The sequence below is a fragment of the Vibrio xiamenensis genome, from assembly GCF_900100015.1.
GTDB classification, from domain to species: domain Bacteria; phylum Pseudomonadota; class Gammaproteobacteria; order Enterobacterales; family Vibrionaceae; genus Vibrio; species Vibrio xiamenensis.
Map to the genome: position 1 here is coordinate 1 of NZ_FNDD01000024.1, position 24650 is coordinate 24650.

General features: G+C 47.5%; 28 protein-coding genes. 12 read left to right on the forward strand and 16 right to left on the reverse strand.

What is annotated here, in order from left to right:
* On the forward strand, positions 1–263 hold a 263-nt coding region (gene tnpA, locus BLS03_RS17240), incomplete at its 5' end, for an IS200/IS605 family transposase (RefSeq protein WP_143015647.1).
* Positions 264–354: 91 nt separating this feature from the next.
* On the opposite strand, the gene truC is transcribed toward tnpA, so the two are convergent.
* The gene (truC, locus tag BLS03_RS17245; RefSeq protein WP_093276792.1) at positions 355–1083 is read right to left on the reverse strand and encodes a tRNA pseudouridine(65) synthase TruC; all 729 of its coding nucleotides are present in this window, start codon (positions 1081–1083) and stop codon (positions 355–357) included.
* Entirely contained in the window at positions 1077–1391 is a 315-nt protein-coding gene (locus BLS03_RS17250) for a YqcC family protein (protein ID WP_093276987.1), read from the reverse strand. Before BLS03_RS17250 ends, truC begins: the two co-directional genes overlap by 7 nt.
* A 79-nt stretch (positions 1392–1470) precedes the next feature.
* Between BLS03_RS17250 and BLS03_RS17255 the strand changes: the two genes are divergently transcribed.
* Together BLS03_RS17255 and BLS03_RS17260 are read left to right on the forward strand one after the other, a co-directional pair.
* Positions 1471–2511 (forward strand): DUF3549 family protein, encoded by a 1041-nt coding sequence (locus BLS03_RS17255; RefSeq protein ID WP_093276795.1) that lies wholly within the window; start codon positions 1471–1473, stop codon positions 2509–2511.
* On the forward strand, positions 2508–2807 hold the full coding sequence (locus BLS03_RS17260) for a DUF3301 domain-containing protein (RefSeq protein ID WP_093276799.1): 300 nt from the start codon (positions 2508–2510) through the stop codon (positions 2805–2807). Before BLS03_RS17255 ends, BLS03_RS17260 begins: the two co-directional genes overlap by 4 nt.
* On the opposite strand, the gene BLS03_RS17265 is transcribed toward BLS03_RS17260, so the two are convergent.
* Positions 2776–3273 carry a GNAT family N-acetyltransferase gene (locus tag BLS03_RS17265; protein ID WP_093276803.1) on the reverse strand — a complete coding sequence of 166 codons (498 nt, stop codon included), beginning with the start codon at positions 3271–3273 and terminating at the stop codon, positions 2776–2778. The two genes, BLS03_RS17260 and BLS03_RS17265, sit on opposite strands and share 32 nt — an antisense overlap.
* A 749-nt stretch (positions 3274–4022) precedes the next feature.
* On the opposite strand from BLS03_RS17265, the gene BLS03_RS17270 reads away from it, so the two are divergent.
* Both BLS03_RS17270 and BLS03_RS17275 read left to right on the forward strand, forming a co-directional pair.
* On the forward strand, positions 4023–4310 hold the full coding sequence (locus tag BLS03_RS17270; protein ID WP_093276807.1) for a hypothetical protein: 288 nt from the start codon (positions 4023–4025) through the stop codon (positions 4308–4310).
* Positions 4310–4759 carry a YaiI/YqxD family protein gene (locus BLS03_RS17275; RefSeq protein ID WP_093276810.1) on the forward strand — a complete coding sequence of 150 codons (450 nt, stop codon included), beginning with the start codon at positions 4310–4312 and terminating at the stop codon, positions 4757–4759. The genes BLS03_RS17270 and BLS03_RS17275 overlap by 1 nt, the downstream gene beginning before the upstream one ends.
* Positions 4760–4845: 86 nt before the next feature.
* Here BLS03_RS17275 and BLS03_RS17280 read toward each other — a convergent pair whose 3' ends face one another.
* The 3 genes from BLS03_RS17280 to BLS03_RS17290 all read right to left on the reverse strand — a co-directional run bounded on the left by BLS03_RS17280 (position 4846) and on the right by BLS03_RS17290 (position 7048).
* The gene (locus BLS03_RS17280; protein ID WP_093276812.1) at positions 4846–6432 is read right to left on the reverse strand and encodes an AbgT family transporter; all 1587 of its coding nucleotides are present in this window, start codon (positions 6430–6432) and stop codon (positions 4846–4848) included.
* 225 nt (positions 6433–6657) lie between these two features.
* Positions 6658–6783 carry a type B 50S ribosomal protein L36 gene (gene ykgO / locus BLS03_RS17285; protein ID WP_093276815.1) on the reverse strand — a complete coding sequence of 42 codons (126 nt, stop codon included), beginning with the start codon at positions 6781–6783 and terminating at the stop codon, positions 6658–6660.
* A 4-nt stretch (positions 6784–6787) separates the two neighbouring features.
* Positions 6788–7048 (reverse strand): type B 50S ribosomal protein L31, encoded by a 261-nt coding sequence (locus BLS03_RS17290; RefSeq protein ID WP_093276817.1) that lies wholly within the window; start codon positions 7046–7048, stop codon positions 6788–6790.
* A gap of 154 nt (positions 7049–7202) precedes the next feature.
* On the opposite strand from BLS03_RS17290, the gene tsaA reads away from it, so the two are divergent.
* Positions 7203–7898, forward strand: coding sequence for a tRNA (N6-threonylcarbamoyladenosine(37)-N6)-methyltransferase TrmO (gene tsaA, locus BLS03_RS17295; protein WP_093276818.1), 696 nt, complete (start codon positions 7203–7205; stop codon positions 7896–7898).
* Positions 7899–8002: 104 nt separating this feature from the next.
* On the forward strand, positions 8003–9718 hold the full coding sequence (locus BLS03_RS17300) for a proline--tRNA ligase (protein WP_093276820.1): 1716 nt from the start codon (positions 8003–8005) through the stop codon (positions 9716–9718).
* Between the two features lie 82 nt (positions 9719–9800).
* Here BLS03_RS17300 and BLS03_RS17305 read toward each other — a convergent pair whose 3' ends face one another.
* Together BLS03_RS17305 and lpcA are read right to left on the reverse strand one after the other, a co-directional pair.
* The gene (locus tag BLS03_RS17305) at positions 9801–10646 is read right to left on the reverse strand and encodes a class II glutamine amidotransferase (protein WP_093276822.1); all 846 of its coding nucleotides are present in this window, start codon (positions 10644–10646) and stop codon (positions 9801–9803) included.
* 44 nt (positions 10647–10690) lie between these two features.
* Complete coding sequence (gene lpcA / locus BLS03_RS17310) at positions 10691–11269, reverse strand: D-sedoheptulose 7-phosphate isomerase (protein ID WP_093276825.1); 579 nt, start codon at positions 11267–11269, stop codon at positions 10691–10693.
* Positions 11270–11576: 307 nt separating this feature from the next.
* On the opposite strand from lpcA, the gene fadE reads away from it, so the two are divergent.
* The gene (gene fadE, locus BLS03_RS17315; RefSeq protein WP_093276827.1) at positions 11577–14030 is read left to right on the forward strand and encodes an acyl-CoA dehydrogenase FadE; all 2454 of its coding nucleotides are present in this window, start codon (positions 11577–11579) and stop codon (positions 14028–14030) included.
* A 72-nt stretch (positions 14031–14102) separates the two neighbouring features.
* Here fadE and BLS03_RS17320 read toward each other — a convergent pair whose 3' ends face one another.
* Together BLS03_RS17320 and dnaQ are read right to left on the reverse strand one after the other, a co-directional pair.
* On the reverse strand, positions 14103–15353 hold the full coding sequence (locus BLS03_RS17320; protein ID WP_093276829.1) for a TIGR03503 family protein: 1251 nt from the start codon (positions 15351–15353) through the stop codon (positions 14103–14105).
* Between the two features lie 13 nt (positions 15354–15366).
* Positions 15367–16107: a DNA polymerase III subunit epsilon gene (gene dnaQ, locus BLS03_RS17325; protein ID WP_093276831.1), complete on the reverse strand. Its 741-nt coding sequence runs from the start codon at positions 16105–16107 to the stop codon at positions 15367–15369.
* Between the two features lie 56 nt (positions 16108–16163).
* Between dnaQ and rnhA the strand changes: the two genes are divergently transcribed.
* Positions 16164–16631, forward strand: a complete 468-nt coding sequence (rnhA, locus tag BLS03_RS17330) for a ribonuclease HI (RefSeq protein WP_093276834.1) — start codon at positions 16164–16166, stop codon at positions 16629–16631.
* Here rnhA and BLS03_RS17335 read toward each other — a convergent pair.
* The gene (locus BLS03_RS17335) at positions 16628–17365 is read right to left on the reverse strand and encodes a class I SAM-dependent methyltransferase (protein ID WP_093276836.1); all 738 of its coding nucleotides are present in this window, start codon (positions 17363–17365) and stop codon (positions 16628–16630) included. The two genes, rnhA and BLS03_RS17335, sit on opposite strands and share 4 nt — an antisense overlap.
* A gap of 52 nt (positions 17366–17417) precedes the next feature.
* Here BLS03_RS17335 and gloB point away from each other — a divergent pair, with 52 nt between their 5' ends.
* The 3 genes from gloB (at position 17418) to BLS03_RS17350 (ending at position 20507) form a co-directional block, all read left to right on the forward strand.
* The gene (gene gloB / locus BLS03_RS17340) at positions 17418–18176 is read left to right on the forward strand and encodes a hydroxyacylglutathione hydrolase (RefSeq protein WP_093276838.1); all 759 of its coding nucleotides are present in this window, start codon (positions 17418–17420) and stop codon (positions 18174–18176) included.
* Between the two features lie 70 nt (positions 18177–18246).
* The gene (locus BLS03_RS17345; protein ID WP_093276840.1) at positions 18247–19818 is read left to right on the forward strand and encodes a LysM peptidoglycan-binding domain-containing protein; all 1572 of its coding nucleotides are present in this window, start codon (positions 18247–18249) and stop codon (positions 19816–19818) included.
* Between the two features lie 2 nt (positions 19819–19820).
* Entirely contained in the window at positions 19821–20507 is a 687-nt protein-coding gene (locus BLS03_RS17350) for a YIP1 family protein (RefSeq protein WP_093276990.1), read from the forward strand.
* On the opposite strand, the gene BLS03_RS17355 is transcribed toward BLS03_RS17350, so the two are convergent.
* The 5 genes from BLS03_RS17355 to accA form a co-directional block, all read right to left on the reverse strand.
* Positions 20489–21340 carry an endonuclease/exonuclease/phosphatase family protein gene (locus tag BLS03_RS17355; protein ID WP_093276842.1) on the reverse strand — a complete coding sequence of 284 codons (852 nt, stop codon included), beginning with the start codon at positions 21338–21340 and terminating at the stop codon, positions 20489–20491. The two genes, BLS03_RS17350 and BLS03_RS17355, sit on opposite strands and share 19 nt — an antisense overlap.
* 58 nt (positions 21341–21398) lie before the next feature.
* Complete coding sequence (gene glnB / locus BLS03_RS17360; RefSeq protein ID WP_093276845.1) at positions 21399–21737, reverse strand: nitrogen regulatory protein P-II; 339 nt, start codon at positions 21735–21737, stop codon at positions 21399–21401.
* A 115-nt stretch (positions 21738–21852) separates the two neighbouring features.
* Entirely contained in the window at positions 21853–22167 is a 315-nt protein-coding gene (locus BLS03_RS17365) for a c-type cytochrome (RefSeq protein ID WP_093276847.1), read from the reverse strand.
* 39 nt (positions 22168–22206) lie between these two features.
* Positions 22207–23538, reverse strand: a complete 1332-nt coding sequence (tilS, locus tag BLS03_RS17370) for a tRNA lysidine(34) synthetase TilS (protein WP_093276850.1) — start codon at positions 23536–23538, stop codon at positions 22207–22209.
* 117 nt (positions 23539–23655) lie between these two features.
* A complete protein-coding gene (gene accA, locus BLS03_RS17375) occupies positions 23656–24615 on the reverse strand; it encodes an acetyl-CoA carboxylase carboxyl transferase subunit alpha (RefSeq protein ID WP_093276853.1) in 960 nt (319 codons plus the stop codon).
* Positions 24616–24650 lie beyond the last annotated feature (35 nt).

A 24650-nucleotide genomic window follows, 5' to 3' on the forward strand; every position in this document is an offset into this window, starting at 1 on the left:
CAGATCACGTTCACTTGGTTGTGATAGTCCCACCGAAAGTATCGATATCGACTTTAATGGGGATATTGAAAGGGCGTTCAGCTATCCGATTGTTTAATAAATTCCCGCATATTAGAAAGAAATTATGGGGTAATCATTTTTGGGCGAGAGGGTACTTTGTTGACACAGTCGGTGTAAATGAAGAGATCATCAGGCGGTATGTCAGGCATCAAGACAAGAAAGCTCAAGAATATGAGGCACAGTTAGAGTTGAAAATGAACTAACAGCGAAGGAATGCCCCCTTTTAGGGGGCTGTAAACCAAAGCCGCCTTCTAAGAAGGCGGATTTTTACTGCTCGATATTGCGCTTATCAGCTCAGTCACTAAGCGGGTTTTGCCAACCAAAATCGTTAAATAAACCCTGCCACACGTCATCAAATCCAGCGCGAATGCACAGCGTTTCACCACTAATGGGATGCTCAAAAGTCAACTCTGTGGCATGAAGCAGCAAACGGTGCGCATCATAATTCTCACGAAACAAACGGTTATGCTTACCATCCCCGTGAGTGGTGTCACCAATAATCGGATGACTAAGATGATGCATGTGGCGACGCAATTGGTGCTTGCGTCCTGTGGTCGGTTTCATCTCGAGCAAACTATAACGGCTAGTTGCAAAACGCCCAGTTGAAAATGGCACTTCAACTTTTGCCAGTGGTTGGTATGCGGTGACTGCCGACTGCGGCTCTTTTTCTTGACTGGAAAATTTATCGGCAATTTTATCCAATTCGACTTTGAGCGGGTAATCGAGCACATCGCCTTGTTCAACCCAGCCGCGCACCACTGCATGATAAGTCTTGCTCATATCATGATTGGCAAACATCGGCATAGCTTGCGAGGCCACTTCACGAGAAAGGGCGAACAGCAGCACGCCTGAGGTTGGCCGGTCTAAACGGTGCAGCGGAAACACGTGTTGACCAAGTTGATCGCGCAGGGTTTGCATCACGAACTGCGTTTCATGCTTATCGAGCCAACTGCGATGGACTAGCATGCCCGCAGGCTTATTGACGGCAACCAAATAAGCATCTTGATAGATAATTTCTAGCATGACTTGCAGGCCTCATCGATACGGAAAATCAAGCTAAGCAGATCAGCATGGCTTGGCTGCTGCCACACGTGGCTAAAATAAGGGTGTATTTCAAGATTGGGGATCGCCTGCTGGGTATCGATAAGCGCGATCATTCTAGGAATGAATATCCATTGCAGCCATTGCTCAGGTCTGAGCGTATCAACAGCAAACGGCATGTGGCTCGCAAGCTCCGACTTGGTTGGCGCGGTATTTTGCCACAGGGCCTGTATACGCAGCGCATTTTCGAGTTCACCTAACAATTGGCGAATTTTCTCTGTTTTTACCATCAATAATTTCGGTGTTGACCTTGAAAAAGGGCCATAGAGTACCATTTATATGGGAAAGAAAGTTAGGACAAATTCTTCCATGGAAACAATTACCACCTTAAGCCAGTTATTGACCAACAGTGGCTGTGAGTTCCGTATTTTTGATTTAGGTCGCCGCATCAGCCCTATCGAGCACAAAGAGTTTTTTGATGTCGAAAAAGGCTTGCTTCCCTACCCGTATCCGCTGCAACGCAAAGCCCATGTTGCCATCGCCTACTGGAATGAACAGCAGCAACCTTGGATTTGGTTTTTAAAGTTTGAGCTCGACGAACGCGGCCTGCTCAAACAAGCGGAAATCGGTCAATTCCTCAAATACGTCATGGAAGCGATGGGCAGCCGCCTGAGCCAAGAGATCAGCGAAGAGCAGCAACAGAAGCTCGCTAATAACCCCTACACCTATAAGCCGTCTGAAGACAAAATGGCGGTGTTCCACAGCCAAATTCGTGCGGCGTTAAATCTGCCGACTAGCCAATATTACGAGCACGCCCAGCACTACTTTCAAGGCGGATTGGGTTGGGATAATTGGCAGACCGTCGGCTTGCAAGGTATCACCGACATGTGCGCGCGGCTGAGTCAAGACAACAACCAAGTGACACTAAGAAAATCCCTTAACCATCTGCCCAATGAGCCGCTTTACGCACTGCTTGGCGCATTAGAGCATACCCAAACGCCAGAAAAATTAGCCGCTCGCCTGCTGGATATGGCCAATCAGCAACTGCAAAGCGGCGATGCCGATTTATTTCTGGTGTCCGCACTCGTACGAGCTCTCTCTGGCGCGCCAAACGCACTTAGAAGCTTGGTCGATGACATTCTTGCCAGTCCAACCTTTAGCCATCAAGAAGTGCTTATCGGCATCGCAGGGCGCGCTTGGCAAGTACTGGATGACACCGGCGTTGCAACGCGCTTTTTAGTGCGTCTTGCTGAAACGGGTAATCAGACTCTGTTCAATCAGTTGTTTGCCGATCTGGTGATGATCCCTAAATTACGTATGGTTCTGCTACCGCTTTTACACAGCAGCCCGTCCCCGGAGCTCGCCCAAGCCCTAACCGCACTGCAACGCTCAGCCAAAGGTAGCGCATGATTGCCGATCTGCTGGCAATCTTGGCGGTTAGCTTTGGTTGTTTACTGTTTTGGCAGCAGCGGCGCCAGGCTGAAATTGCCAAAGCCGCTATCGCCCGCAAATGCCAACAACTCGAACTGCAGCTTGTGAGTGTCGCGTTAGGCAGTCACAAACTAAAAACGCCAGAGGGACTCTGGCGTTTTCATACGGTCTATCAATTTGAATTTTCATCACTGGGCGATGATTGCTATCAAGGCAAACTGACTATGCTCGGCTTTAAGCCTGTCAGTTTTGATTTGCCACCACATCGGCTGTAAACACATATTCGTAGAACGGACCAAAGCTATCGTTTTGTTCGCCAGCCAAGTGGAACCCGAGCTTTTGCAAAATCTTTATTGATGGGGTGTGATGGGTATTGACAGTTGCACTCACCACTTCTAGTTGGCACTCATACAAGGCTTTGGGGAAAAACGCTTTCAGCGCTTCGCTGCCAATGCCTTTATTCCAGTAATATTTGTCAAAAATAAACCCCAACTCAGGCTTTTTGTCTAAATGGCAAATAAACACGTGGCCAATGTACTCACGCGTGGCTTGGTCGAGCACCGCTAGGGCATATAAGGTGGGATCATGCATCACTTGATGAAACAGCTGCTTAGCTGAGGACACCGTCAGTGGCCCATTCATCTCCGCGCGATTCTTAGCGCAGCAATTTAACATTAAAAAATCAGATTGAAGCGACTCATTATAAGGGATAAGGAGCAATCTCCTCGTTGCTATTGTCACACCACATCCTTGCTTGTGTTTTATTATTACTTATCTGTAATTACTGCCAATAAAGCCAATTTTATCTTGCCGCCAAGTTTTAGTTGGTTTGTTCTGATGTTGTTAGTATTGAATAAAAAAGTGGTAAGAATAAGAAAAGCCCTGACACGTGAGTATCAGGGCTATAGTCTTACTCGCAGCAGTCCGGCTACATCATAATGCTCCATGCATCGTCCATAATAGTGGCCATGTCCATGTGCCCTATCCTAACCTTGCCGTCCTAGCAGTGTCCTGTTCGTCCTGATAGCTAACGTTCCTAGTTAGCTGACATCACTTGTTCCTTGAGCGGTGTCCCTTGTGCGATCCGCGCACTGTTCCTTTATTCTTCCTAAACACTGCCATCCTGTCAGTGTTAAATGCTTCCTGCTTGACCGCCCATCCTGAGCCATCAAACCTTCATCCTAAAGCCACCACATCCTTGGTTTTTCGTTTCCTGATTCAGCATCCTGCCGACACGGTTAAATTTACCTTATTGGCCAAAAGATACAATCCTGCTTAGCTCACGTTTTTTGGTATCAAATAACAAAAAACCAAACAAATCTATAAAATTCAACCAATTAAAAACCACATCCCACCATATACTGCAGAACGAAAGCGTAATATCTTACGTGCTTGTGAGAGATATCGCACAACATCCATATCAAGAAAAATGTCGATAAACTTCACCAAGCCAGTATCATGGTCAAAACCTCGACTTTCTACGGTGTTCTATGCTAACCAAAAACGTCACAGAAGAACTCGAAGCGGTTCTGCAAGCCCTTCACGATGAAGGAAAAACGCCAAGCATTGCTCTGGTCAAAGCGCGCTTATCGACCCCAGTGCCGATGCCTGCACTTATCTCCACCATTAAGAGTTGGAAAAGTGTCAAACGCGTGCCTAAAGTAGAAATTGCCGCCAACGCTCAACCAGCAGACAAAATCGCTCAGCTTGAACAGCAAATTGCTGCACTTACCGAGCGAGTCAGTATCCTTGAAGCCCAATTGAGTGAGAAATCGTAATGAAAATTTGGGTTGATGCCGACGCGTGTCCTAAAGTGATTCGCGACACTTTAGTGCGCGCAGCCGAGCGAACGGGGATTGAGTGCACCTTCGTTGCGAACCATATTATTCCGATTCCTAAACGCGACAATTTACGCAGTTTGCAAGTTCCAGCGGGCTTTGATATCGCCGACAATGAAATCGTCAAACGCACCGAGCCGGGCGATTTAGTGATTACGTCTGATATTCCACTGGCCGATGAAGTTATCACCAAAGGGGGTTTTGCTCTGAGCAGTCGTGGCGAGCTGTATACCAAAGACACCATCAAAGCGCGGCTCAATATTCGCGACTTTATGGATACGATGCGCTCAAGCGGCATCCAAACTGGCGGGCCAAGCGCCCTATCGCAAACCGAGCGCCGTGAATTTGCCAATCACCTAGACCGTCTATTGGCGAAATATCACCGTTAGGCGCTGGCTTTCAAGCCATATCGCGACACTGAAAGCATAAAAAAACCTGCGCAAGCGCAGGTTTTTTTAGTTTCTAAATCAAGCCATTAAGGCGTGTAGTAAGTGGCTGCGCCTGGACCAACTGGCAAACCAAATAGGAACACCCACACGTAGAACAGCACACTCCAACCAACGATAAAGCAGATTGAGTAAGGCAACATGGTCGCAATCAATGTACCGATACCTAAGTTCTTCATATAACGCGTCGCAACCGCCAGAATCAGACCAAAGTAGCTCATCATTGGTGTGATGATATTAGTGGTCGAATCTCCGATACGGTAAGCCGCTTGAATGGTTTCAGGGGCATAACCCACCAGCATCAGCATAGGTACAAAAATTGGCGCGGTTACCGCCCATTGCGCAGAAGCAGAACCGATCATCAGGTTGATAAAGCCACACATCAAAATGAAGGCAAAGAACAAACCTGGGCCAGTTAAACCGACATTTTGTAGGAAGTCAGCTCCAGCTACCGCAAAGACTTGACCAAAGTTGGTCCACTTGAAGAAGGCAACAAACTGCGCAGCGAAGAACACGAGAACAATGTACATGCCCATTGAAGACATCGATTTTGACATCGCATCAATCACATCGCGGTCGGTTTTCATCGTGCCGGCAATACGGCCATAGACGAAACCTGGAATCGCGAAGAATACGAAGATAAACGCGACGATACTCTTCAAGAATGGTGAACCAGCAACCGTACCGGCTTCAGAGCGAAGCACACCATTTTCTGGAACAATCGTCCAAGCCAACAATGCAGACACAGCCAGAACCGCAACACCCGCCCATTTCAGTGCTTTCTTCTCAAGCGCGGTGAGTTTGCCCATGGTATCTTTTGACAGATCTTCTGACGCTTCCTCGTCGCGATATTGACCGAGTTTCGGCTCGACGATTTTTTCGGTAACAAACGCGCCCATCCCCGCAATAAAGAAGGTCGAGACAAACATGAAGTACCAGTTTGCTTCAGGACCAACGGTATAGCTTGGGTCAATCACTTGCGCCGCTGTTTCGGTAATACCAGAAAGCAGAGGATCAACCGTACCGATCAAGAGGTTGGCAGAGTAACCACCAGAGACACCAGCAAACGCTGCAGCCAAACCCGCAAGAGGATGGCGACCTAACGAGTGGAATAGCATCGCTGCAAGTGGAATAAGGACTACGTAACCCAGCTCTGATGCTGTGTTGGAGATAATACCAGCGAATACCACAGTCACGGTTACCATGCGCTTAGAAGCGCCCATCACCAAACCACGCATCGCAGCAGAAAGAAGTCCTGAATATTCAGCGATCGCAACACCTAACATGGCGACAAGCACTGTACCAAGCGGTGCGAAACCAACAAAGTTTTTCACCAAACTGGTAACGATCAATCGCAAACCATCGGCATTAAGAAGACTGACGACATAGATCATGCCATCGGCAGCGCGCCCTTTGGCGCCTTCAGGGCGAGGGTCAACCACTGACACCTCAAAGTAACCCGCAATTCCCGACAACACTAAAATGGCTAAACAGAAAATGGCAAACAGTGTAATTGGGTGGGGTAATAGATTCCCTAAATATTCAACCGAATCGAGAAAGCGCGTAAACAGCGGCTTTTTCGGTGGATTTTGTTTTATTGAAGTTGATGAACTCATCAAGTTCCTCCTTGTCGTTATTCTTTCCATGAAGGCATCCGCTCCATGAAGGCGGAAGAATACTAAACAAGGAGGATGTACGGTAAAATTTAAATGTTACAAAAGTTTATAATAGAACTAAAAACAACCAGTAAATTTACTAAGTATAGATTTTAACTCTAAATAATTAATATTAGATGGCATAACCACCCAAAATAACTTTGGTGGCATTCATTTGTTTTACTGCTATTTCTGAACCGCTTTAAAGCGTGGGTTGGCTTTGCATATCACGTAAAGTCGACCACGGCGTTTAACAATTTGACAATCTGGATGGCGGTTTTTGGCACTTTTTAACGACTTAAGCACTTTCATTGGGTTACTTCTCTTCTGAGCTGAATCTTGAAAAACGGCGATTGAAGTTCGCCACACGACCTTCTTTTTGGATCACACGCTGCTTACCGGTGTAGTAAGGGTGAGATTCGGAAGAAACTTCTATCGTCATATACGGGTAGGTTTTGCCATCTTCCCATTCAATGGTGCGATCCGTTTCAAGCGTGGAACCGATGACGAAATATTTATCAACGCTGGTGTCGTGAAACACGACTTTGCGATAATTAGGATGGATATTGTTTTTCACTGCGCGACCTCTTTACCAATCTATACATAACAACTCAGCCATATCACTTAATTGTTATGTTATAACATTTTAGATGTTAATCATTCTCAATAAACCTGGCAAGAGAAATTTGTGCTAATTTATGCCCCAGAGTAATTGAACCGATGAATCTCCTATGTACACCCTTGATCCAATTGGCTACGTCGAATCTCCATACAAAGAAAAATTTGCTGTTCCGCGCCAACCCCGCTTAGTGCCAAGTGCCCGAGCAAAAATTCACTTGTCCGGCGAAGCGAACTGCCGGGAATCGATTCGTGGCATCGAGCAATTTAGCCACTTGTGGCTGCTGTTTCTGTTCGATAAAAACCTAGCTCAAGGCTGGAAGCCGACGGTGCGTCCACCGCGTCTTGGCGGCAACGAACGAATTGGCGTATTTGCATCACGGGCAACCTTTCGCCCAAATGGTATTGGTATGTCCGCAGTGGAGCTGCTTGGTACAGAAGTGAATGGTGATCAGGTATCACTGGTGGTAGGCAGTGTCGATTTGGTTGATCGCACTCCAATCGTTGATATTAAACCTTATATCCCCTATTCCGATGCCATCAGTGACGCGCGAGGAGGTTATGCCGACAAAGAACCCAAAACCATAGCGGTGCAATTTTCTTCGCAAGCAACATCAACGCTGTTAACCGCCGACGATCCACAAACCTTGAAGAGCGTCATTGAGCAAGTATTGGCACAAGACCCACGTCCGGCTTATAAAAAACGCCAGCAAGACGACAAACAATATGCGGTGAATTTGTTCGATTTTAACGTTAAGTTTATTGTGACAGGCAACTTAGCGACGGTTACCGCAATAGAAGGCTTTTGACAAACGCGATTGGCTGATATTATTAGCGGCTATCACAAATTTTCCGCCAGGATATCACATATCACTTGGCGATTTATTACCACCATAATGAACGGATACCATAAATGCGTACCAGTAACTATCTTCTTTCAACTCTGAAGGAGACTCCAAACGACGCAGAAGTAGTGAGCCACCAGCTCATGCTACGTGCAGGTATGATCCGTAAGTTAGCTTCAGGTCTTTACACTTGGCTACCTACTGGTCTGCGCGTGCTGCGTAAAGTCGAAAACATCGTTCGTCAAGAAATCGACAATGCCGGGGCAGTTGAAACCTTAATGCCCGTTGTGCAACCGTTTGAACTGTGGGAAGAGACAGGTCGCTCTGAAAAAATGGGCCCCGAGCTACTTCGCTTTACTGACCGCCATGAGCGTCCGTTTGTGCTAAGCCCAACTGCTGAAGAAGTGATCACTGCGCTAGTGCGTAACGAAGTGAACTCTTACAAACAGTTGCCGCTTAACTTGTACCAAATTCAAACTAAATTCCGTGATGAACGTCGCCCACGTTTTGGCGTAATGCGTTCACGTGAATTCTCGATGATGGACGCTTACAGCTTTGACATCGATAAAGATGGCTTGCAAAAATCTTACGATGCGATGCATGACGCTTATTGTAAAGCGTTTGACCGCATGGGTCTGGATTATCGCCCAGTGCTTGCGGATAGCGGCGCAATCGGCGGTAGCGGTTCACAAGAGTTCCACGTTTTAGCAGAAAGCGGCGAAGACCTTATCGCGTTTTCCAGCGAATCTGACTACGCGGCGAACTTGGAAAAAGCGGAAGCCATCGCTCCTGCTGATGCGCCTGCAGCCCCAACTCAAGAAATGACGCTGGTTGATACGCCAAATGCGAAAACCATCGCCGAACTGGTTGAGCAACACGGTTTAGCTATCGAGAAAACAGTCAAAACTCTGTTTTTTAAAGCGTCGGATCAAGTTGACGCTCCGATCATCGCACTGATGGTGCGTGGCGATCATGAGCTGAATGAAGTGAAAGCTGAAAACTTACCTCAAGTAGCGGCGCCGCTTGAAATGGCAAGCGAAGAAGAAATCCGTGCTCTTGTTGGCGCAGGCCCTGGCTCGCTAGGCCCTGTAGGTTTGAAACTGCCACTTATCGTTGACCGCACAGTTGCAGTAATGAGCGATTTTGGCGCAGGTGCCAACATCGATGACAAACACTACTTCGGAATCAACTGGGGTCGTGATGTGGAACTTGGTCAAGTTGAAGACATTCGTAACGTGGTTGAAGGCGATCCAAGCCCATGTGGTAAAGGTGTCCTACAACTTAAACGTGGTATCGAAGTCGGCCATATTTTCCAATTGGGAACCAACTACTCTGAGAAAATGAACTGCGGCGTATTAGGTCCTGATGGTAAAAACGTCACTCTAGAGATGGGTTGTTACGGTATCGGTGTTTCTCGCGTGGTTGCCGCCGCGATTGAGCAAAATAACGATAAGTACGGCATTATCTGGCCAGATGCCATTGCGCCATTCCAGGTTGCGATTGTGCCAATGAACATGCACAAATCTGAGCGCGTTCAACAAGCGGCTGAAAAACTCTACGCAGAACTGACAGCAGCAGGCATCGACGTATTGTTTGATGACCGTAAAGAACGCCCAGGTGTGATGTTCTCCGACATGGAGCTTATCGGTGTACCGCATACTGTGATCATTGGCGATCGCAGCATGGATGAAGGTAACTTTGAGTATAAGAACCGTCGTAATGGCGAGAAATCTGCCGTTGCTATCGACGACATTCTCGCTCACATCAAGTCGCAACTCGCCTAATCTTGGCTTGAACCATCGCGAAAAAAAGGTTGATGCATGCATCAACCTTTTTTATATCTGAACATTGACATCTTTACACTGATTAAACTAAAGGCTCGCTCGGTGCTTGGTTACCCGGTTTCGGCGCAGCAAATGGAATATGCTCAAGCGCATTCGCATTGCCTGCAATCAACTCACCAAAATGAAAGATACCGTATTCACCAGGCTTCATTCGGTGCCAATCTTCGTTATCCGTCAAAGGCTGCGTCGCAATGACCGATACCACATCATTTGGCGTGGTCTCTTCCTGAAAATTGATCGTCACATCTTCGTCAATCAACGTCGCTTTGCCAAATGGCGCGCGGCGCGTTATCCAATACAGATGATTAGTACAGTAACTCATCACGTACTCCCCATCCGACATCAGCATGTTAAACACGCCTTTTTCACGCAGTTGAGTACAGCAATCGGCTAAGTATTTCAACACTTCGACCATATTGGTCGGTGGCGTTGGGTACTTATCTTCCAATTTTTTCAGCAACCAACAAAACGCCAGCTCACTGTCAGTCTGCCCAACAGCGCGGTGACGCCCCGTCTCCAACGTTTGATAGTCGGTCAACTGACCGTTGTGCGCAAACGTCCAGTACTTACCCCATAACTCACGTGTAAAAGGGTGAGTATTTTCCAAGTTGATGGCTCCGCGATTGGCTTGACGAATATGGCTTATCACCGCGCAGCTTTTAATTGGATAATTCTGTACCAATTCGGCAACTTTCGACTGGCAACTTGGCGCTGGGTCTTTAAAGTTACGAAACCCTTTGCCTTCGTAAAACGTAATCCCCCACCCATCACGGTGCGGGCCAGTTTTACCGCCGCGTTGCATCAACCCGGTAAAACTAAAACAGATGTCTGTCGGCACATTGGCGCTCATTCCGAGCAACTCACACATGGGCTAACCATCTCCTTACAAAAAACGACACTTTCAACAAACGCTTATTTTTCCATTTCTTTTTCAATCAACTGAATCACGATATGGATGATTTTAATGTGCACTTCTTGAATTCGATCCGCATAACCAAAATGAGGAACGCGAATTTCAACATCTGCGATACCGGCCATTTTGCCGCCATCTTTACCCGTCAAAGCGATGGTTTTCATCCCTTTTGCTTGCGCGGCTTCAATCGCTTTAAGAATGTTGCCTGAATTGCCTGACGTCGACAGACCAAACAATACATCACCTTTGGCACCAACCGCTTCAACGTAGCGTGAGAACACAAAATCGTAGCCAAAATCGTTGCTCACGCACGATAAGTGGCTTGGATCGGAAATCGCAATACCAGGGTAGCCAGGGCGATTTTCACGATAGCGACCTGTCAACTCTTCAGCAAAATGCATCGCATCACAATGAGAACCACCATTACCACAAGAGAGGACTTTGCCACCTTGCTTAAATGAGTCAGCGATGACCTTGGCCGCCTTCTCAATCTGCGCGATGTTATTGTCATCGCTTAAAAATGCGTTAAGTACTTCTGCAGCTTCAGTTAATTCGTTCTTAATTAAGTCATGGTACATAGCTAATGTCTCTAGTTATCGATGTACAAAAGCCTCTCATTATTGAGGCGGTTTTATCAATTGAGTTTACCCGAACCCGTACATCTGTCGATAGCAAAGCCTCAAGATTTGTACCTATCTGGCTTTTTCGCTGCGAAAAGCATCACAGCGACCACTCAAATTAGAACAATAACTCTACCGAGCTCACTTTTTAGACTGTTGATTGTTTTACAAACCATTAATAATTTGCTTACAATCTTCTGGTCTGACCTGTTTTATTAACCGCTACGTATAACAACAATAATGAGTCCAAAGAAGGAATACTGTTATGGACATTCTGCTCTCTACCCTCGCAATGATTTTGGTATTAGGAGTCTGCCTCTACCATCGAACCTCATTGCTTAGCGGTCTAGCTTCGCTAACCGCCACCATGCTGGTACTCAGCGTTCTCGGCCTCGTCGGCAGTGTAAGTTGGCTGCTCTTCGTTGCCTTAGCTGCGGTGGTTAGCCTGGCTCCGATCCGCCAAACACTTATCAGCGCGAAAGCCTTAAAGCTGTTCAAATCCGTTCTTCCTGCGATGTCGCAAACCGAAAAAGAGGCCTTGGAAGCAGGCACCGTTTGGTGGGAAGCGGACCTATTTAAAGGCAAACCCGATTGGCAAAAACTGCATCGCATTGCCAAACCTAAATTAAGCCAAGAGGAACAGGCGTTTCTTGACGGTCCGGTAAATCAAGTTTGCGCCATGGTCAGTGATTATCAAGTCACTCACGAACTGGCCGACTTACCGCCTGAAGTGTGGCAATTTCTCAAAGAGAACAAATTCTTTGCCATGATCATCAAAAAGCAATACGGCGGCTTGGAGTTTTCCGCCTATGCGCAATCACTGGTGCTGCAAAAATTGACCGGTGTGTCGGGAGTGCTTTCCTCAACCGTGGGTGTGCCAAATTCACTTGGCCCAGGTGAACTGCTACAACACTACGGCACCGACGAACAAAAAAATCACTATCTACCGCGTTTAGCCGCAGGAAAAGAAATCCCGTGTTTTGCCCTGACTAGCCCAGAAGCCGGCTCAGATGCGGGGTCAATTCCGGATTACGGCGTGGTGTGCCAAGGTCAATGGCAAGGTAAAGAAGTCCTTGGTATGCGCCTAACTTGGAATAAACGCTATATCACGCTTGCCCCTGTGGCGACGGTGCTTGGGCTGGCGTTTAAACTCCAAGACCCAGACGGTTTACTCGGGGACACACCAGATGTAGGGATCACCTGCGCACTGATCCCAACCGACCTTGAAGGTGTTGAAATTGGCAACCGCCACTTTCCGCTCAATGTTCCGTTCCAAAATGGCCCAACACGCGGAGAGAATATTTTTGTACCGCTCGATTTCATCATCGGTGGGCCGAAAATGGCTGGCCAAGGCTGGCGAATGCTGGTCGAGTGTCTTTCGGTTGGACGTGGCATTACCCTGCCCTCAAACTCAACCGGCACCACCAAAACCGCCGCAATGGCAACCGGTGCTTACGCGCGTATTCGTCGCCAATTCAAACAGCCCATTGGGCAAATGGAAGGGGTGGAAGAGCCTCTGGCACGCCTTGCCGGTAATGCCTACGTGATGGACGCAGCAAGCAGCTTGACTGTCGCGGCAATTGATAGCGGTGAGAAACCGTCCGTTATTTCCGCCATCGTCAAATACCACTGTACTCACCGCGGCCAGCATGCGGTGATTGATGCCATGGACATCGTCGGTGGTAAAGGTATCTGTATGGGACCGTCGAACTTTTTGGCTCGTAGCTATCAAGGTTCGCCAATCGCGATTACCGTTGAAGGCGCCAACATCTTAACTCGCTCGATGATCATCTTTGGCCAAGGCGCGATTCGCTGCCATCCTTACGTTCTCAAAGAGATGGAAGCCGCGTATTCAGATGCCAGTGACGCGACTGCTCAATTTGACCAAGCACTCGTCGGTCATATCGGTTTTACACTCAGTAATTTAGCCAGAAGCTTATGGCTCGGCTGGAGCGATGGTTTTGGCTCTTCGGCTCCAGTAAATGATTCAACCAAACGCTACTACCAGCAGCTCAATCGATACAGTGCTAACCTTGCGCTGCTCGCCGACATCTCAATGGCGGTTTTAGGTGGTTCCCTGAAACGGAAAGAGCGTTTATCGGCGCGCCTTGGCGATATTCTAAGCCAGCTGTACTTAAGCTCTGCCACCTTAAAACGCTTTGACGAAGAAGGCCGAGTAAATGAAGACTTACCGCTACTGCATTGGGGATTGCAAGATAGCTTGTATCAAACCGAGCATGCGATTGAAACTTTCCTAACCAACTTCCCTAACCGCTGGATAGGACGGATGCTTAAATTGATTATCTTGCCATTTGGTCGCGTACGTAAAATGCCAAGTGATCGTTTAGATAGTAAAGTGGCCCAAATCATTCAAACGCCAAGTGCCACCCGTTCGCGTATTGGTCGCGGTCAATATCTTGCTCCTACCGAGCACAATACGGTGGGTAAAATTGAGCAGGCGCTTGAGGTTATTTTGCAAGCCGAGCCGGTGTTTGACAAAGTCTGCCATGGGCTTGGCAAGCGTAAACCCTTTATGCGCTTGGATCTCATTGCTCAGTTAGGACTCGATAATCAGCTGATTGACCAAACTGAAGCCGCGCTGCTGACTCGCGCCGAAGAGCACAGGCTATACGTAATCAACGTTGATGATTTTGACCCTCAAGCTCTGGCGGCTCAACCTTTTGATGCGCATAAGCACAATATGGATGATGTCGCGTAACTCATTTCAAAATTCATCAGCCCTATAGCTGAACAGCTACAAAAAAGACTGCCGAGGCAGTCTTTTTTTCGTTTAATTCTTGGGCATATCAAGCTGCATTTCCGGCACTTTCGCTCGGCTAGCTCTGACTTTTCTCACCACCAGCCAAATCACTAACCCCAAAATCAGTGCCACAATATTGCCGATTACAATGATCATCATATTGCGTTTACGAGCATCTTCACGCGCCTGAATAATACGGATTTCTTCAAGACGCTTGGCTTGCTTAACCCGCTCTTCTTCCTGTAAACGGCGACTTTCGGCGATATCTAACTCTTCAACCACACTGTAAGTATGCTTTGAAATCGGAAACACCAGCGGTCGCTGGTTGGCTAAATCGGTCGCGTACATCACACCAGCCCATGAGTAATTACCGAGCTTGCCATCATAAGGAATTTCCAGTTGCGCCTTAAGTGACCCTTTTTCAGCGCGAGTTTCGACCACTAAATCGCCACCGTCAGGAGACTTATGTTCGATATGAGCCGCAACGGAGCCCGGTTCAATCATACCTTGCTCACCAGAAAAGACGATTTGATGCGGCGTCCCTTCATTGCGTGATTGAATGAAGGTGCTCTCCATTGGCGGCGGATACACCAGCACTTCTTGCTCAATCGCGCGTAAAAACACCCCGTTCCCAGATGTAATTCGCACGCGATATTTACCCGGCTGCGCGGTGATGGGCAGCGACACAGTAAACACGCCATCTCCCGCTTGCTCATCTAGCCCTTGACCGTTATCTTCAAACTCCCCGAGTTCAAGAGGAATCGGCCGCGCTTCTTTGGCCAGCGTGTCAGCGTTCTCGATATATTTGGTAAACGTTACTTTGAGTTTTACCCGATCGAGAAAGTCGCGCAATACCAGCGGTTGATCATCTGACGTTAAGCGCGACGTAAACTTAATTTCTTCACCTTCGAACAAGCGCATTGGCAAGGCTTCAGAAGAAAGCTTGAGGTTTGAAATCAGTTTGATCTTATTTTTGGGCGTGACTTTACCAATCGCCTGCCAAGGCCCGGGCATTGGATTATCAACCGAAATGATGTCCATTGATGGCTCTTGATACCAACGGACATTGTCAGGAAAACGGGTGGCGTAATATTTTTTTCCGTCCGGACGTACCAGCACGACTGGCTGAGAGTTTTCGGCACGGTAAATCACAAACGTCATTTGCTTTACGGAAGGATCGACGCGAAAGCGATTATCCAGTAACGACATTGAGGACTCTTGGCTGGCGAATACCCAAGCACTAAACAGTAATCCCAATATGGGTAACATCATCCTCAGCATTGTTTCTCCTACATCATTGTCGCCACAAACAGCTTCCGCTTTTCGCCACTATATCTAAACGCGCATCGTGCGCTTCTAGTTCATCGGCAGAAGCAGCGATAACCTTTAATGTTTTTCGCCCTGCAGCCACACGTTTTATTGACTCACCTCCGGTTTCGCCCTCGCTATTGCCGCCGCCAAACTGAATCGAAGTTTGACCACCGGTCATCATCAGATAGACGTCAGCGAGGATCTCCGCATCGAGCAAAGCGCCGTGCAAGGTTCGGTGTGAGTTATCAATGCCGTAGCGTTCACACAAAATATCGAGGTTATTGCGCTTACCCGGGAAGATTTTCTTCGCCATGGCAAGGGTATCGGTAACGTGACAGAAGTCTTCGGTTTTGCCAATGTTGGCATTGAGCATCGAAAACTCGTAATCCATAAAACCGACGTCAAACGGTGCATTGTGGGCAACCAATTCTGCGCCTTTGATGAAGTCTAAAAATTCATCATGCACATCTCGGTATTCGGGTTTGTCGACCAAAAACTCATCGGTAATACCGTGAACTTCAATCGCTTCTTCTTGGATTTTACGATCCGGTTTGATGTAGACGTGAAAATGACGCCCGGTCAATTTACGGTTAATGATTTCAACCGCGCCGATTTCGACAATGCGGTGACCTTGATAATGTGGACCGCCTTCTAAGTTCATACCTGTGGTTTCGGTATCGAGAACGATGATGCGGTGCTGCTTGGAATTGTTGCTGGTATTCATAACAAATTTTGTGTCAGACTATGCCAATAATGTGCTTAACCCAATAGTATCAAATCATGACGAAACAGGTGGAAATTTTCACTGACGGTTCCTGTTTAGGAAATCCAGGCCCGGGTGGCTATGGTATTGTAATGCGCTACAAGCAAGTTGAAAAAACCTTCGCCAAAGGGTTTAAACTCACCACCAACAACCGCATGGAAATGCTGGCAACCATTGAAGCATTAAAAGCGTTAAAGGAGCCTTGCCACGTCACTCTCACCACCGACAGCCAATATGTGCGCCAGGGTATTACCCAGTGGATTCATAACTGGAAAAAACGCGGCTGGAAAACCGCGGATAAAAAACCAGTTAAAAACGCCGACCTGTGGAAAGCGCTCGACGCCGAAACCCAGCGCCATCAAATCGACTGGAAATGGGTCAAAGGCCATGCAGGTCATCGCGAAAACGAAATGTGTGACGAACTGGCTCGCAGCGCGGCTGAAAACCCAACCTTAGACGATCACGGTTATCTGGCCGCGAACTAATCTTGCACTCGTTCACTTAACTTGTAATTGACGCTCACCGGCGTCAATTTTCGTTTGACCTTCCAATGTGGCTTAATCGGTTTAAGCGGATAAGTACGCTTACGCGCCACGATGAAATACAAACTGCCAAACGGCGAAGCCCATTCGCCAATCCCGTTCTCAAACCAGGTCCAAAAGGTGCGATTGCGCTGGAAAGGAAACAAGGCGTAACTATCTGCTGCCACAACCTGATAGTTGAGCACGCTAAGCCAATCCTTGATACGATTTGGCGTAAACATCCGCCCACTCCAAGGAAAGTTGTTTTTGCGCCACGGCATTAAACTGGCAAAACCAGTTAAACTTACCGGATTAAATCCGGTCACCACCAAATATCCATCATCAATCATCACTCTGTCCACTTCGCGCAATAAGCGGTGTGGGTCGTCCACGTAGTCCAACTGATGAGACAAAATCACAACATCGATACTTTTTTCCAATAATGGCAAATCGTAACTATTTGCTATCACATTATGCAAAGGGTTGTGGATGTCTATGTTAACTTGATGTTGAATGGTAGAGTTGCACGTAGAAAGTTCACAACTCAAGCCTCCGAGCTTGAGCATATGGTAACCAAATAGTTTTGGGCACCACTCGTCAAGGCGAGTTTGAATCGACTCACTCACCCACTGACCATTTTTTAGCTGAGACCAAGAATGCGGCTTTTCAAGCTTTTTTTTGCTGCGTGCTGGTTTCATGGATAACCTGCTTCACTTAAGGGTCTATGCCCTAATAACTGGAGACTCAACAATGTTAGATATCAAAAGCATACCTGCATTTAACGACAATTACATCTGGCTGATTCAAAATAACGAACGGTCGTGTGCTGTCGTTGATCCAGGCGATGCCAAACCAGTTCTGGAGTACATAGAGCAGCACGACTTGACGCTTGAAGCGATCTTAATTACTCACCACCACAATGACCATACTGGCGGCGTTGCTGAGCTGGTGCGCCACTTTCCAAAAGTGGATGTTGTGGGGCCTGCCAACGACCCAGTCGCATCGTTAAATTTGTCGGTATCCGGCGGCGATCAAATTGAACTGTTTGGTGAAGTGTTCTTTGTTCTCGACCTAGAAGGCCACACCAGCGGACATATTGGCTATGTCGGCGATGGTAAACTGTTTTGCGGTGATGTGCTGTTCTCGGCGGGTTGTGGCCGCGTATTTGAAGGTACCATGGAACAAATGTATACCTCGCTTGCAAAAATTGTCGCGTTACCAGAAGAAACCGAGGTGTATTGCGCCCACGAATATACCGCGAGCAATGTTGCTTTTGCACTTGCCGTTGAGCCAGACAATGATCTCCTCCATAAGTACCGTGATGAGGTAAACCGTCTACGTGCCCAAAACCGCTCGACGTTACCAACCACCATACGTCAAGAGAAATGGATTAATCCTTTCCTACGAGTGGATCAGCCAAGTGTGATGAAATCTGTCTCCAATCGCACCTTGAAAACAGATCCTCTTTCAATTTTTACTGCTTTACGTGAGTGGAAGAACGAATTTTAACGATTTCTTACTTGTCACCTACACGGGGTGACAAGTATTATCAGCAGCCGTTTAGAAAAAGGGCTGTATGATGCGAGTAAGATACAGCTGGGTGTTGGCGCTTTTTATCGCTGGATGTCAACTTACCCAGCCCCAAGAAGAGATAACAGACACCAATTCGATTGATGAAACCAATCATCCTCAAGTAGCAGAAGAAAAGATTGAACCTGCTGATTTAAATGGTGAAAAAGTTGTAAAGAAGCCTGTTGTTACGCCTCAATCTCAACAAGATGTTTGGCGTCGTATCGGAATGCAACTCTCCCTACCTGTGCCAGATAACAAACGCGTTAATTACTATCGCAATTGGTATCTAAAGCATCCTGGCCACCTTGCGATTGTATCGCAGCGCGCTGCGCCATTTTTATATCTGATTACCGAAAAAATTGAGCAAAAAGGCTTACCGCTCGAGCTTGCACTGTTGCCGATCGTCGAAAGTTCGTTTGACGCTTTCGCCTACTCTCACGGTAGCGCTGCCGGTTTATGGCAGTTTGTGCCAGCAACCGGGAAAATGTACGGTTTGAAGCAAAATTACTGGTACGACGGACGACGTGATGTCGACGCTGCTACCGACGCTGCTTTGGAATACCTGGATAACCTTGCCAAACGTTTTGATGGCGATTGGGGACATGCGATTGCGGCATACAACAGTGGCGGCGGTCGTATATCCAGTGCAATTCGAAAAAACCGTAAGGCCGGTAAACCTATCGACTTTTTCTCACTGGATCTTCCCAACGAAACCAGTGGTTATGTACCAAAATTGTTAGCGCTGGCGGATATTGTTGCCCACCAAGATAAATACGGCATTCAAATTCCAGCCATTCCAAACCAGCCAAGCGTCGAACTGGTTGACCCGAAAGAGCAGCTCGACTTAGCCATTGCTGCTGGCTATGCTGGCATTAGCGTTAAAGAACTGCAAAGCTTAAACCCTGCATACAACAAGTGGTCAACGGCACCGGAAGGTCCACATCAGCTACTACTACCGATAGATTCGATTGCGAAGTTTAACCAGCAATTGGACGAAAACCGCGGTAAAGGTCTGAAAACCATTCGCTATAAAGTGCAATCGGGCGACACGTTGAGCACACTTGCTGTGCAATACAATACCAGCAGTAAAGTGATTCGCACGGCAAATAATCTCGACAATAACGAAATTCGAATTGGGCAATATTTATTGATCCCAACCTCAGTCAAAGATGATAAAGCGTACATTTTAAGCGCTGCGAATCGTCTGGCGAAAAAACAGTCTATTGCCCGCGGTCAATACAAGGTTTATCACCAAGTTGAAAACGGTGAAAGCTTATGGACCATTGCCCGTGACCACAAAGTCTCTTACGAGTCGTTGGCAAAATGGAACGGCATGAGCCCGCGCGATACGCTACGTATCGGCCAAAAACTGGTGATTTGGAAGAAGAGCAGCGAAGGCGCCATCATTCGTACAGTCCTGTATAAAGTTCGCAACGGCGACACCATTAGTGGTATTGCCAACAAGTTTCGAGTTAAAAGTCATGATATCGTCAAGTGGAATGATTTAAGCCACAGCAAATACCTTCAACCTGGACAGCAGCTAAAACTGTATGTCGATATTACTAAGGTCAGTGTATGACGATTTCCGCTTCCTCTAATCCACTCAGCATGCTGTTGGACATTTTCCGCTCGCCGACATCGTGCTTTCTTGCCCTCTATCAACGCGGGTTATGGGGTTGGCAGCCGTTTATTGTGCTAATGATTACGCCATTTCTATTCTGGGGTAATTATTTTGATATGGTCGACTTTGAGTGGCTAAAAGCGGGTTTGATGCAGCAAATGCCAGCCTCGGCGGCTCAGCAGCTTGCTCACATCAATGCTGATGCTTTGATGGCCACCGAAATCATTACCGACACTGTGGGCCGTTTAGTCGCGGTTCTGATGCTTGGACTGTGGTTCTTGCTCGCAACCAAAGGCAGCGAACAGCAACACGGGTATTGGCGCTGGGTTGCCGCATCGTGTGCGATTCTGTTTCCTGCCGTACTGGGGGATATCGCAAGCTTTGTAAGCTTGATATTGAACCACGGCCATGTGATGACTTACGCCGCGGACCTCAATACTTTAAACGGGCTGATCAAATTGCCAATGGATCATCATTGGTCCGAGTTTGCCCGTTCATTGCCACTGCTGATGCCGTGGTACATTGTGCTGGGATATGCGGCAGTTGGAGCTTGGACGACTTTAGAGCGTGGACAAGCGCTGGCGATCGCAGCGCTGCCTTGGGTGGGCTATTACCTCGCTTGGGGACTCTACTTAGCCTTTACCTGAAACCGAACCACCAGCGGATTATGATCAGAGGCGTCGTTTATCGGCGCTTCTGCGCTTTTCAGAGTTAAGCCGCGAAAGAATACGTGGTCTAACGGATAGCCAGTAATAAAACGCTTACGTTCATCGGGTGCATAACTCACTTCCTGAAGTTTCAGCGGCAACAAGGCTTGTCGCAACGCAGTTAAACGCTTTTCACTCCACGAGTTAAAATCCCCAGCGATCACAATGGGCCCTTGATGCTGGCTTAGCTCCACTTCCAATTCATGTAACTGTTGGCGATACGCTTTGACACCAAGTGTGAAGTTCACGGCATGCACGTTCACCACCGCGAGGGTTTCACCGTTAGAAAGCGGGTAACGGGCGTAGATCGCCGATTTGGGCAACCGCAGCCAAGGCTCGGTCTTCATATATGCGCAAGCAAGCAGCGGGGTATCCTTGCTAAGATTAAGCACACCTGCAGGGGTATCAAAGGCTTTAAATGCATTGGCTTGATTACCATACCAACCAGAATCGATGATCCACTGCTTCATGTCTTGCGTCATGCTGGCTTCTTGCAACAGCAATAATTGTTTGCCCCGAGAAAGCGTTGTCAGTGCTTGCTGCCACTGGTCACGATTTTGCTTATAAATATTCCAAACCAACATATCAATCTGACCATCGACATCGAGCGCGACATCGCCTTCAGAGCGAAAGCAGTGCAGATGCGGCGGAGAAATTGTCTGATGATTGATATTCGTGAGCAGAGGCTCATCGCTCATTGTGAATACTTGGGAAAAACTAAAATAAGCGGCAACCCCAGCAAAAGCGGGAAACAAAAAAAATCTTTTTTTCATAGCAACAACAATAAAAAAGGAGCCAACTGGCTCCTTATTCAACAACAGATTCGCTTAATTAAATCGCGTCGTCGTCTTCTTCACCAGTACGAATGCGAACTACGCGTTCGACTTCAGTAATGAATATTTTACCATCACCGATTTTGCCAGTTTGAGCGGTTTCAATAATGCTATCAACACATTTTTCGGCGACATCATCAGTCACTACGATTTCGATTTTTACTTTTGGTAGAAAATCGACCATGTATTCAGCACCACGGTAAAGCTCAGTATGGCCTTTTTGACGACCAAAACCTTTGACTTCAGATACCGTCATACCAGTAATGCCGACATCAGCCAAAGCTTCACGAACATCATCTAACTTAAACGGTTTGATAATGGCTTCAATCTTCTTCATGTTCTTCCCTTACACTTCAATCAATTACGCTATTATCGAACAGCTACTTTCAACAATCAAATAAAAGCCTGAGAACCAAGTTCTCATTTCACAAGGTTTTACGTCAAGCTCAAATTTACTTCAAACTTGAAAAATACGCAGCTAAGTTTTCGATATCTTGATCGTTTAACATCCCTGCTTGAGCCTTCATCACCGCAGCTAAGCCACCGGTACGTTGACCATTTTTGTACGCTTTGAGCGAGGAAACAATGTACTGCTCATTTTGGCCTCTGAGGTTTGGATACCCCGGAATGACCGCTATGCCATCAATGCCATGACATGCTGCGCACACCGCGGCTTTGGTTTTCCCCGCATCAACATCGCCGCCAGCCAAAGCTTGGCTTGCAAACATCGCAGCGCATAGTGACAGTCCAATCAGTCGCGTTTTCATTGCTTCCCCTTTCATCCTTATGAATAACGAGTCTTTATTCTAAGATTTTGGCACAAATACGTGCTTTTGGTGCCACACGAGCTCAAATTGTTGACCTGCATAAGCTCGAGTAACAAATAATCCGGCCACAGCCACGACTTCATCGTGACACAAAATAATCGGCGTTCGGCGCCTAAGCCAACTTGGAACCCCGTATTCCTGAAACAGTTTTTTCAGCTTACGACGATGTCCGCGCTGGTTTGGATGCGCCATCAAACCTTGTGGTTCAAAGCTGACTTCCAAACAGGCACCATGAGGCAAAGCCAGCGAACCGTTCTCACTTTCAATCAGTTCTAATTCACCAAGACCATCGGGCAGTGTCAGTGGCGTATTTAGGCTAAGGCCCCCACGCCATGAACTGATATCCTGATGTTTATTAAGCCAATATAACCTATCTGCGTAGCGGCGAATTTGACCTTGATTAAGTATAAGTTGTGGATTGGCATCCAATTTCGCCTGTGCCACTTGATGCCAAAGTTGCGACATCTGAGCTTGGCTCGGCATTAACGCCCCTTGACGCTCAAGCCACATTCTCAGTAATCGAATACGCAGCGCCTCGCTGTGCTGCTCTAGTTCGCCAATCTCTAGGCTGCCATCGTCAGCAAGAGCGCGCTCATATGGCGCTTGCAGCAGTTCATCGAGCAACAACTCTTGCTCGGCACACAAACGTGCGCTGCGGTTAATCGCAGCATCAATCGTCGGCCAGCGCTTTGTGAGTTTGGGTACCACTTGATGACGCAAATAATTGCGGTCATAACGTGTATCTTGATTGCTCTCATCTTCCACCCAAGTGAGATTTCGCTCTTTCGCATAGAGTTCAATGGCGTGGCGTGAAACGTTCAATAGCGGCCTAACCAATTGCCCTTGGCCAAATGGCATTTTTTCCGCCATCGCAGACAACCCTTTGGGCCCACTGCCACGGCGCAGAGCCAGCAAAAAAGTTTCCACTTGGTCGTCACTGTGCTGCCCGGTGAGTAGCACATCATCCGCTTGGACATGTTTGGCTAACGCTTGATAGCGCGCGTCTCTGGCGCGAGCCTCGACGCTCTCGCCTTGAATGTCGCCCAAATCGACCTTTTCCAGCTTAAATTCAACGTTTAGCGGCTGACACACACTTTGACACCGGCTCGCCCAAGCATTGGCATTTGGGCTCAAACCATGGTGAACATGCACCGCAACACAGTGACCGCCAAACTGGGTTTGGTAGCGTGCAAGCAAATCAAGGAGAACACAGGAATCAACGCCGCCACTAAGCGCCACCACCCAACGTTTGGGCTTGTCAGCGACCAAAGTGTCGAGTTTAGTGATCAGTTGGTGATATAAATCAGTCATTGGATTGGCGTGTGAGTGCAAGATAAATTTGGCTTAGTTTACTGAATAATCGCTTGAGCGTTAACCATAAAAAAGGGCTGGTCAATGACCAACCCTTTTCAGCGATTAATGGGCTAATTAACAGTAACCGTAGCTCATCAGACGCTGGTAACGACGCTCAAGCAAATCATCCGACTCAAGGGGCTCAAGCTCTTCAAGCTGCTTGGTCAGCGTCGCTTTGATATTTTCAGCCATGGCTGGGTAATCACGATGCGCACCACCAAGTGGCTCTTCAATGATTTCATCGATTAGCTCAAGCTCTTTCAGACGCGGGGCAATCAAACCCATCGCTTCTGCCGCTTGTGGCGCTTTATCAGAATCACGCCATAGAATCGACGCACAACCTTCTGGTGAAATCACCGAATAAGTTGAGTATTGCAGCATGTTGACATAGTCGCCGACACCGATAGCCAATGCACCGCCTGAGCCGCCTTCACCAACGACGTTACAGATAACCGGCACTTTCAGACCTGCCATCACTTTTAAGTTCATGGCGATCGCTTCTGATTGACCACGCTCTTCAGCGCCAACACCTGGGTATGCACCCGCAGTATCGATGAAGGTAATCACTGGCATATTAAAACGCTCAGCCATACGCATTAAACGTAGCGCTTTGCGGTAACCTTCTGGCTTTGGCATACCGAAGTTACGACGTACTTTTTCTTTGGTTTCACGACCTTTTTGATGACCAATTACCATCACTGGGCGGTCGTTCAAACGCGCAATACCACCGACAATCGCTTTATCATCGGCAAAAGCGCGATCGCCCGCCAATTCATCAAACTCGGTAAATACGTGTTCAATGTAATCAAGGGTGTATGGACGCAGTGGGTGGCGCGCCAATTGAGCGGTTTCCCATGCACCTAAGTTACTGAAGATTTTCGTTTTAAGCTCTAGGCTCTTCTTTTCCAGCTGTTCAATCTCTTTATCTAGATCGACCCCTGCATTTCCGCCATGACGAGAAACGTCGCGTAACGCTTCAATCTTCGCTTCAAGTTCTGCAATCGGTTTTTCAAATTCTAGAAAATTCAGGCTCATCTATGGATCCTTTTTGACTCGGCTGATTGTATTTG

Excerpts from the sequence above, each read along its gene's own strand:
- BLS03_RS17305 (WP_093276822.1), bottom strand. The coding sequence starts at position 10,646 with ATGTGTGAGTTGCTCGGAATGAGCGCCAATGTGCCGACAGACATCTGT.
- BLS03_RS17300 (WP_093276820.1), top strand. The coding sequence starts at position 8,003 with ATGCGTACCAGTAACTATCTTCTTTCAACTCTGAAGGAGACTCCAAAC.
- dnaQ (WP_093276831.1), bottom strand. The coding sequence starts at position 16,107 with ATGAATACCAGCAACAATTCCAAGCAGCACCGCATCATCGTTCTCGAT.
- ykgO (WP_093276815.1), bottom strand. The coding sequence starts at position 6,783 with ATGAAAGTGCTTAAGTCGTTAAAAAGTGCCAAAAACCGCCATCCAGAT.
- truC (WP_093276792.1), bottom strand. The coding sequence starts at position 1,083 with ATGCTAGAAATTATCTATCAAGATGCTTATTTGGTTGCCGTCAATAAG.
- BLS03_RS17355 (WP_093276842.1), bottom strand. The coding sequence starts at position 21,340 with ATGAAAAAAAGATTTTTTTTGTTTCCCGCTTTTGCTGGGGTTGCCGCT.
- gloB (WP_093276838.1), top strand. The coding sequence starts at position 17,418 with ATGTTAGATATCAAAAGCATACCTGCATTTAACGACAATTACATCTGG.
- BLS03_RS17320 (WP_093276829.1), bottom strand. The coding sequence starts at position 15,353 with ATGCTGAGGATGATGTTACCCATATTGGGATTACTGTTTAGTGCTTGG.
- rnhA (WP_093276834.1), top strand. The coding sequence starts at position 16,164 with ATGACGAAACAGGTGGAAATTTTCACTGACGGTTCCTGTTTAGGAAAT.
- fadE (WP_093276827.1), top strand. The coding sequence starts at position 11,577 with ATGGACATTCTGCTCTCTACCCTCGCAATGATTTTGGTATTAGGAGTC.
- BLS03_RS17250 (WP_093276987.1), bottom strand. The coding sequence starts at position 1,391 with ATGGTAAAAACAGAGAAAATTCGCCAATTGTTAGGTGAACTCGAAAAT.
- tsaA (WP_093276818.1), top strand. The coding sequence starts at position 7,203 with ATGTACACCCTTGATCCAATTGGCTACGTCGAATCTCCATACAAAGAA.
- accA (WP_093276853.1), bottom strand. The coding sequence starts at position 24,615 with ATGAGCCTGAATTTTCTAGAATTTGAAAAACCGATTGCAGAACTTGAA.
- BLS03_RS17345 (WP_093276840.1), top strand. The coding sequence starts at position 18,247 with ATGCGAGTAAGATACAGCTGGGTGTTGGCGCTTTTTATCGCTGGATGT.
- BLS03_RS17260 (WP_093276799.1), top strand. The coding sequence starts at position 2,508 with ATGATTGCCGATCTGCTGGCAATCTTGGCGGTTAGCTTTGGTTGTTTA.
- glnB (WP_093276845.1), bottom strand. The coding sequence starts at position 21,737 with ATGAAGAAGATTGAAGCCATTATCAAACCGTTTAAGTTAGATGATGTT.
- tilS (WP_093276850.1), bottom strand. The coding sequence starts at position 23,538 with ATGACTGATTTATATCACCAACTGATCACTAAACTCGACACTTTGGTC.
- BLS03_RS17280 (WP_093276812.1), bottom strand. The coding sequence starts at position 6,432 with ATGAGTTCATCAACTTCAATAAAACAAAATCCACCGAAAAAGCCGCTG.
- BLS03_RS17270 (WP_093276807.1), top strand. The coding sequence starts at position 4,023 with ATGCTAACCAAAAACGTCACAGAAGAACTCGAAGCGGTTCTGCAAGCC.
- BLS03_RS17255 (WP_093276795.1), top strand. The coding sequence starts at position 1,471 with ATGGAAACAATTACCACCTTAAGCCAGTTATTGACCAACAGTGGCTGT.
- lpcA (WP_093276825.1), bottom strand. The coding sequence starts at position 11,269 with ATGTACCATGACTTAATTAAGAACGAATTAACTGAAGCTGCAGAAGTA.
- BLS03_RS17335 (WP_093276836.1), bottom strand. The coding sequence starts at position 17,365 with ATGAAACCAGCACGCAGCAAAAAAAAGCTTGAAAAGCCGCATTCTTGG.
- BLS03_RS17365 (WP_093276847.1), bottom strand. The coding sequence starts at position 22,167 with ATGAAAACGCGACTGATTGGACTGTCACTATGCGCTGCGATGTTTGCA.
- BLS03_RS17275 (WP_093276810.1), top strand. The coding sequence starts at position 4,310 with ATGAAAATTTGGGTTGATGCCGACGCGTGTCCTAAAGTGATTCGCGAC.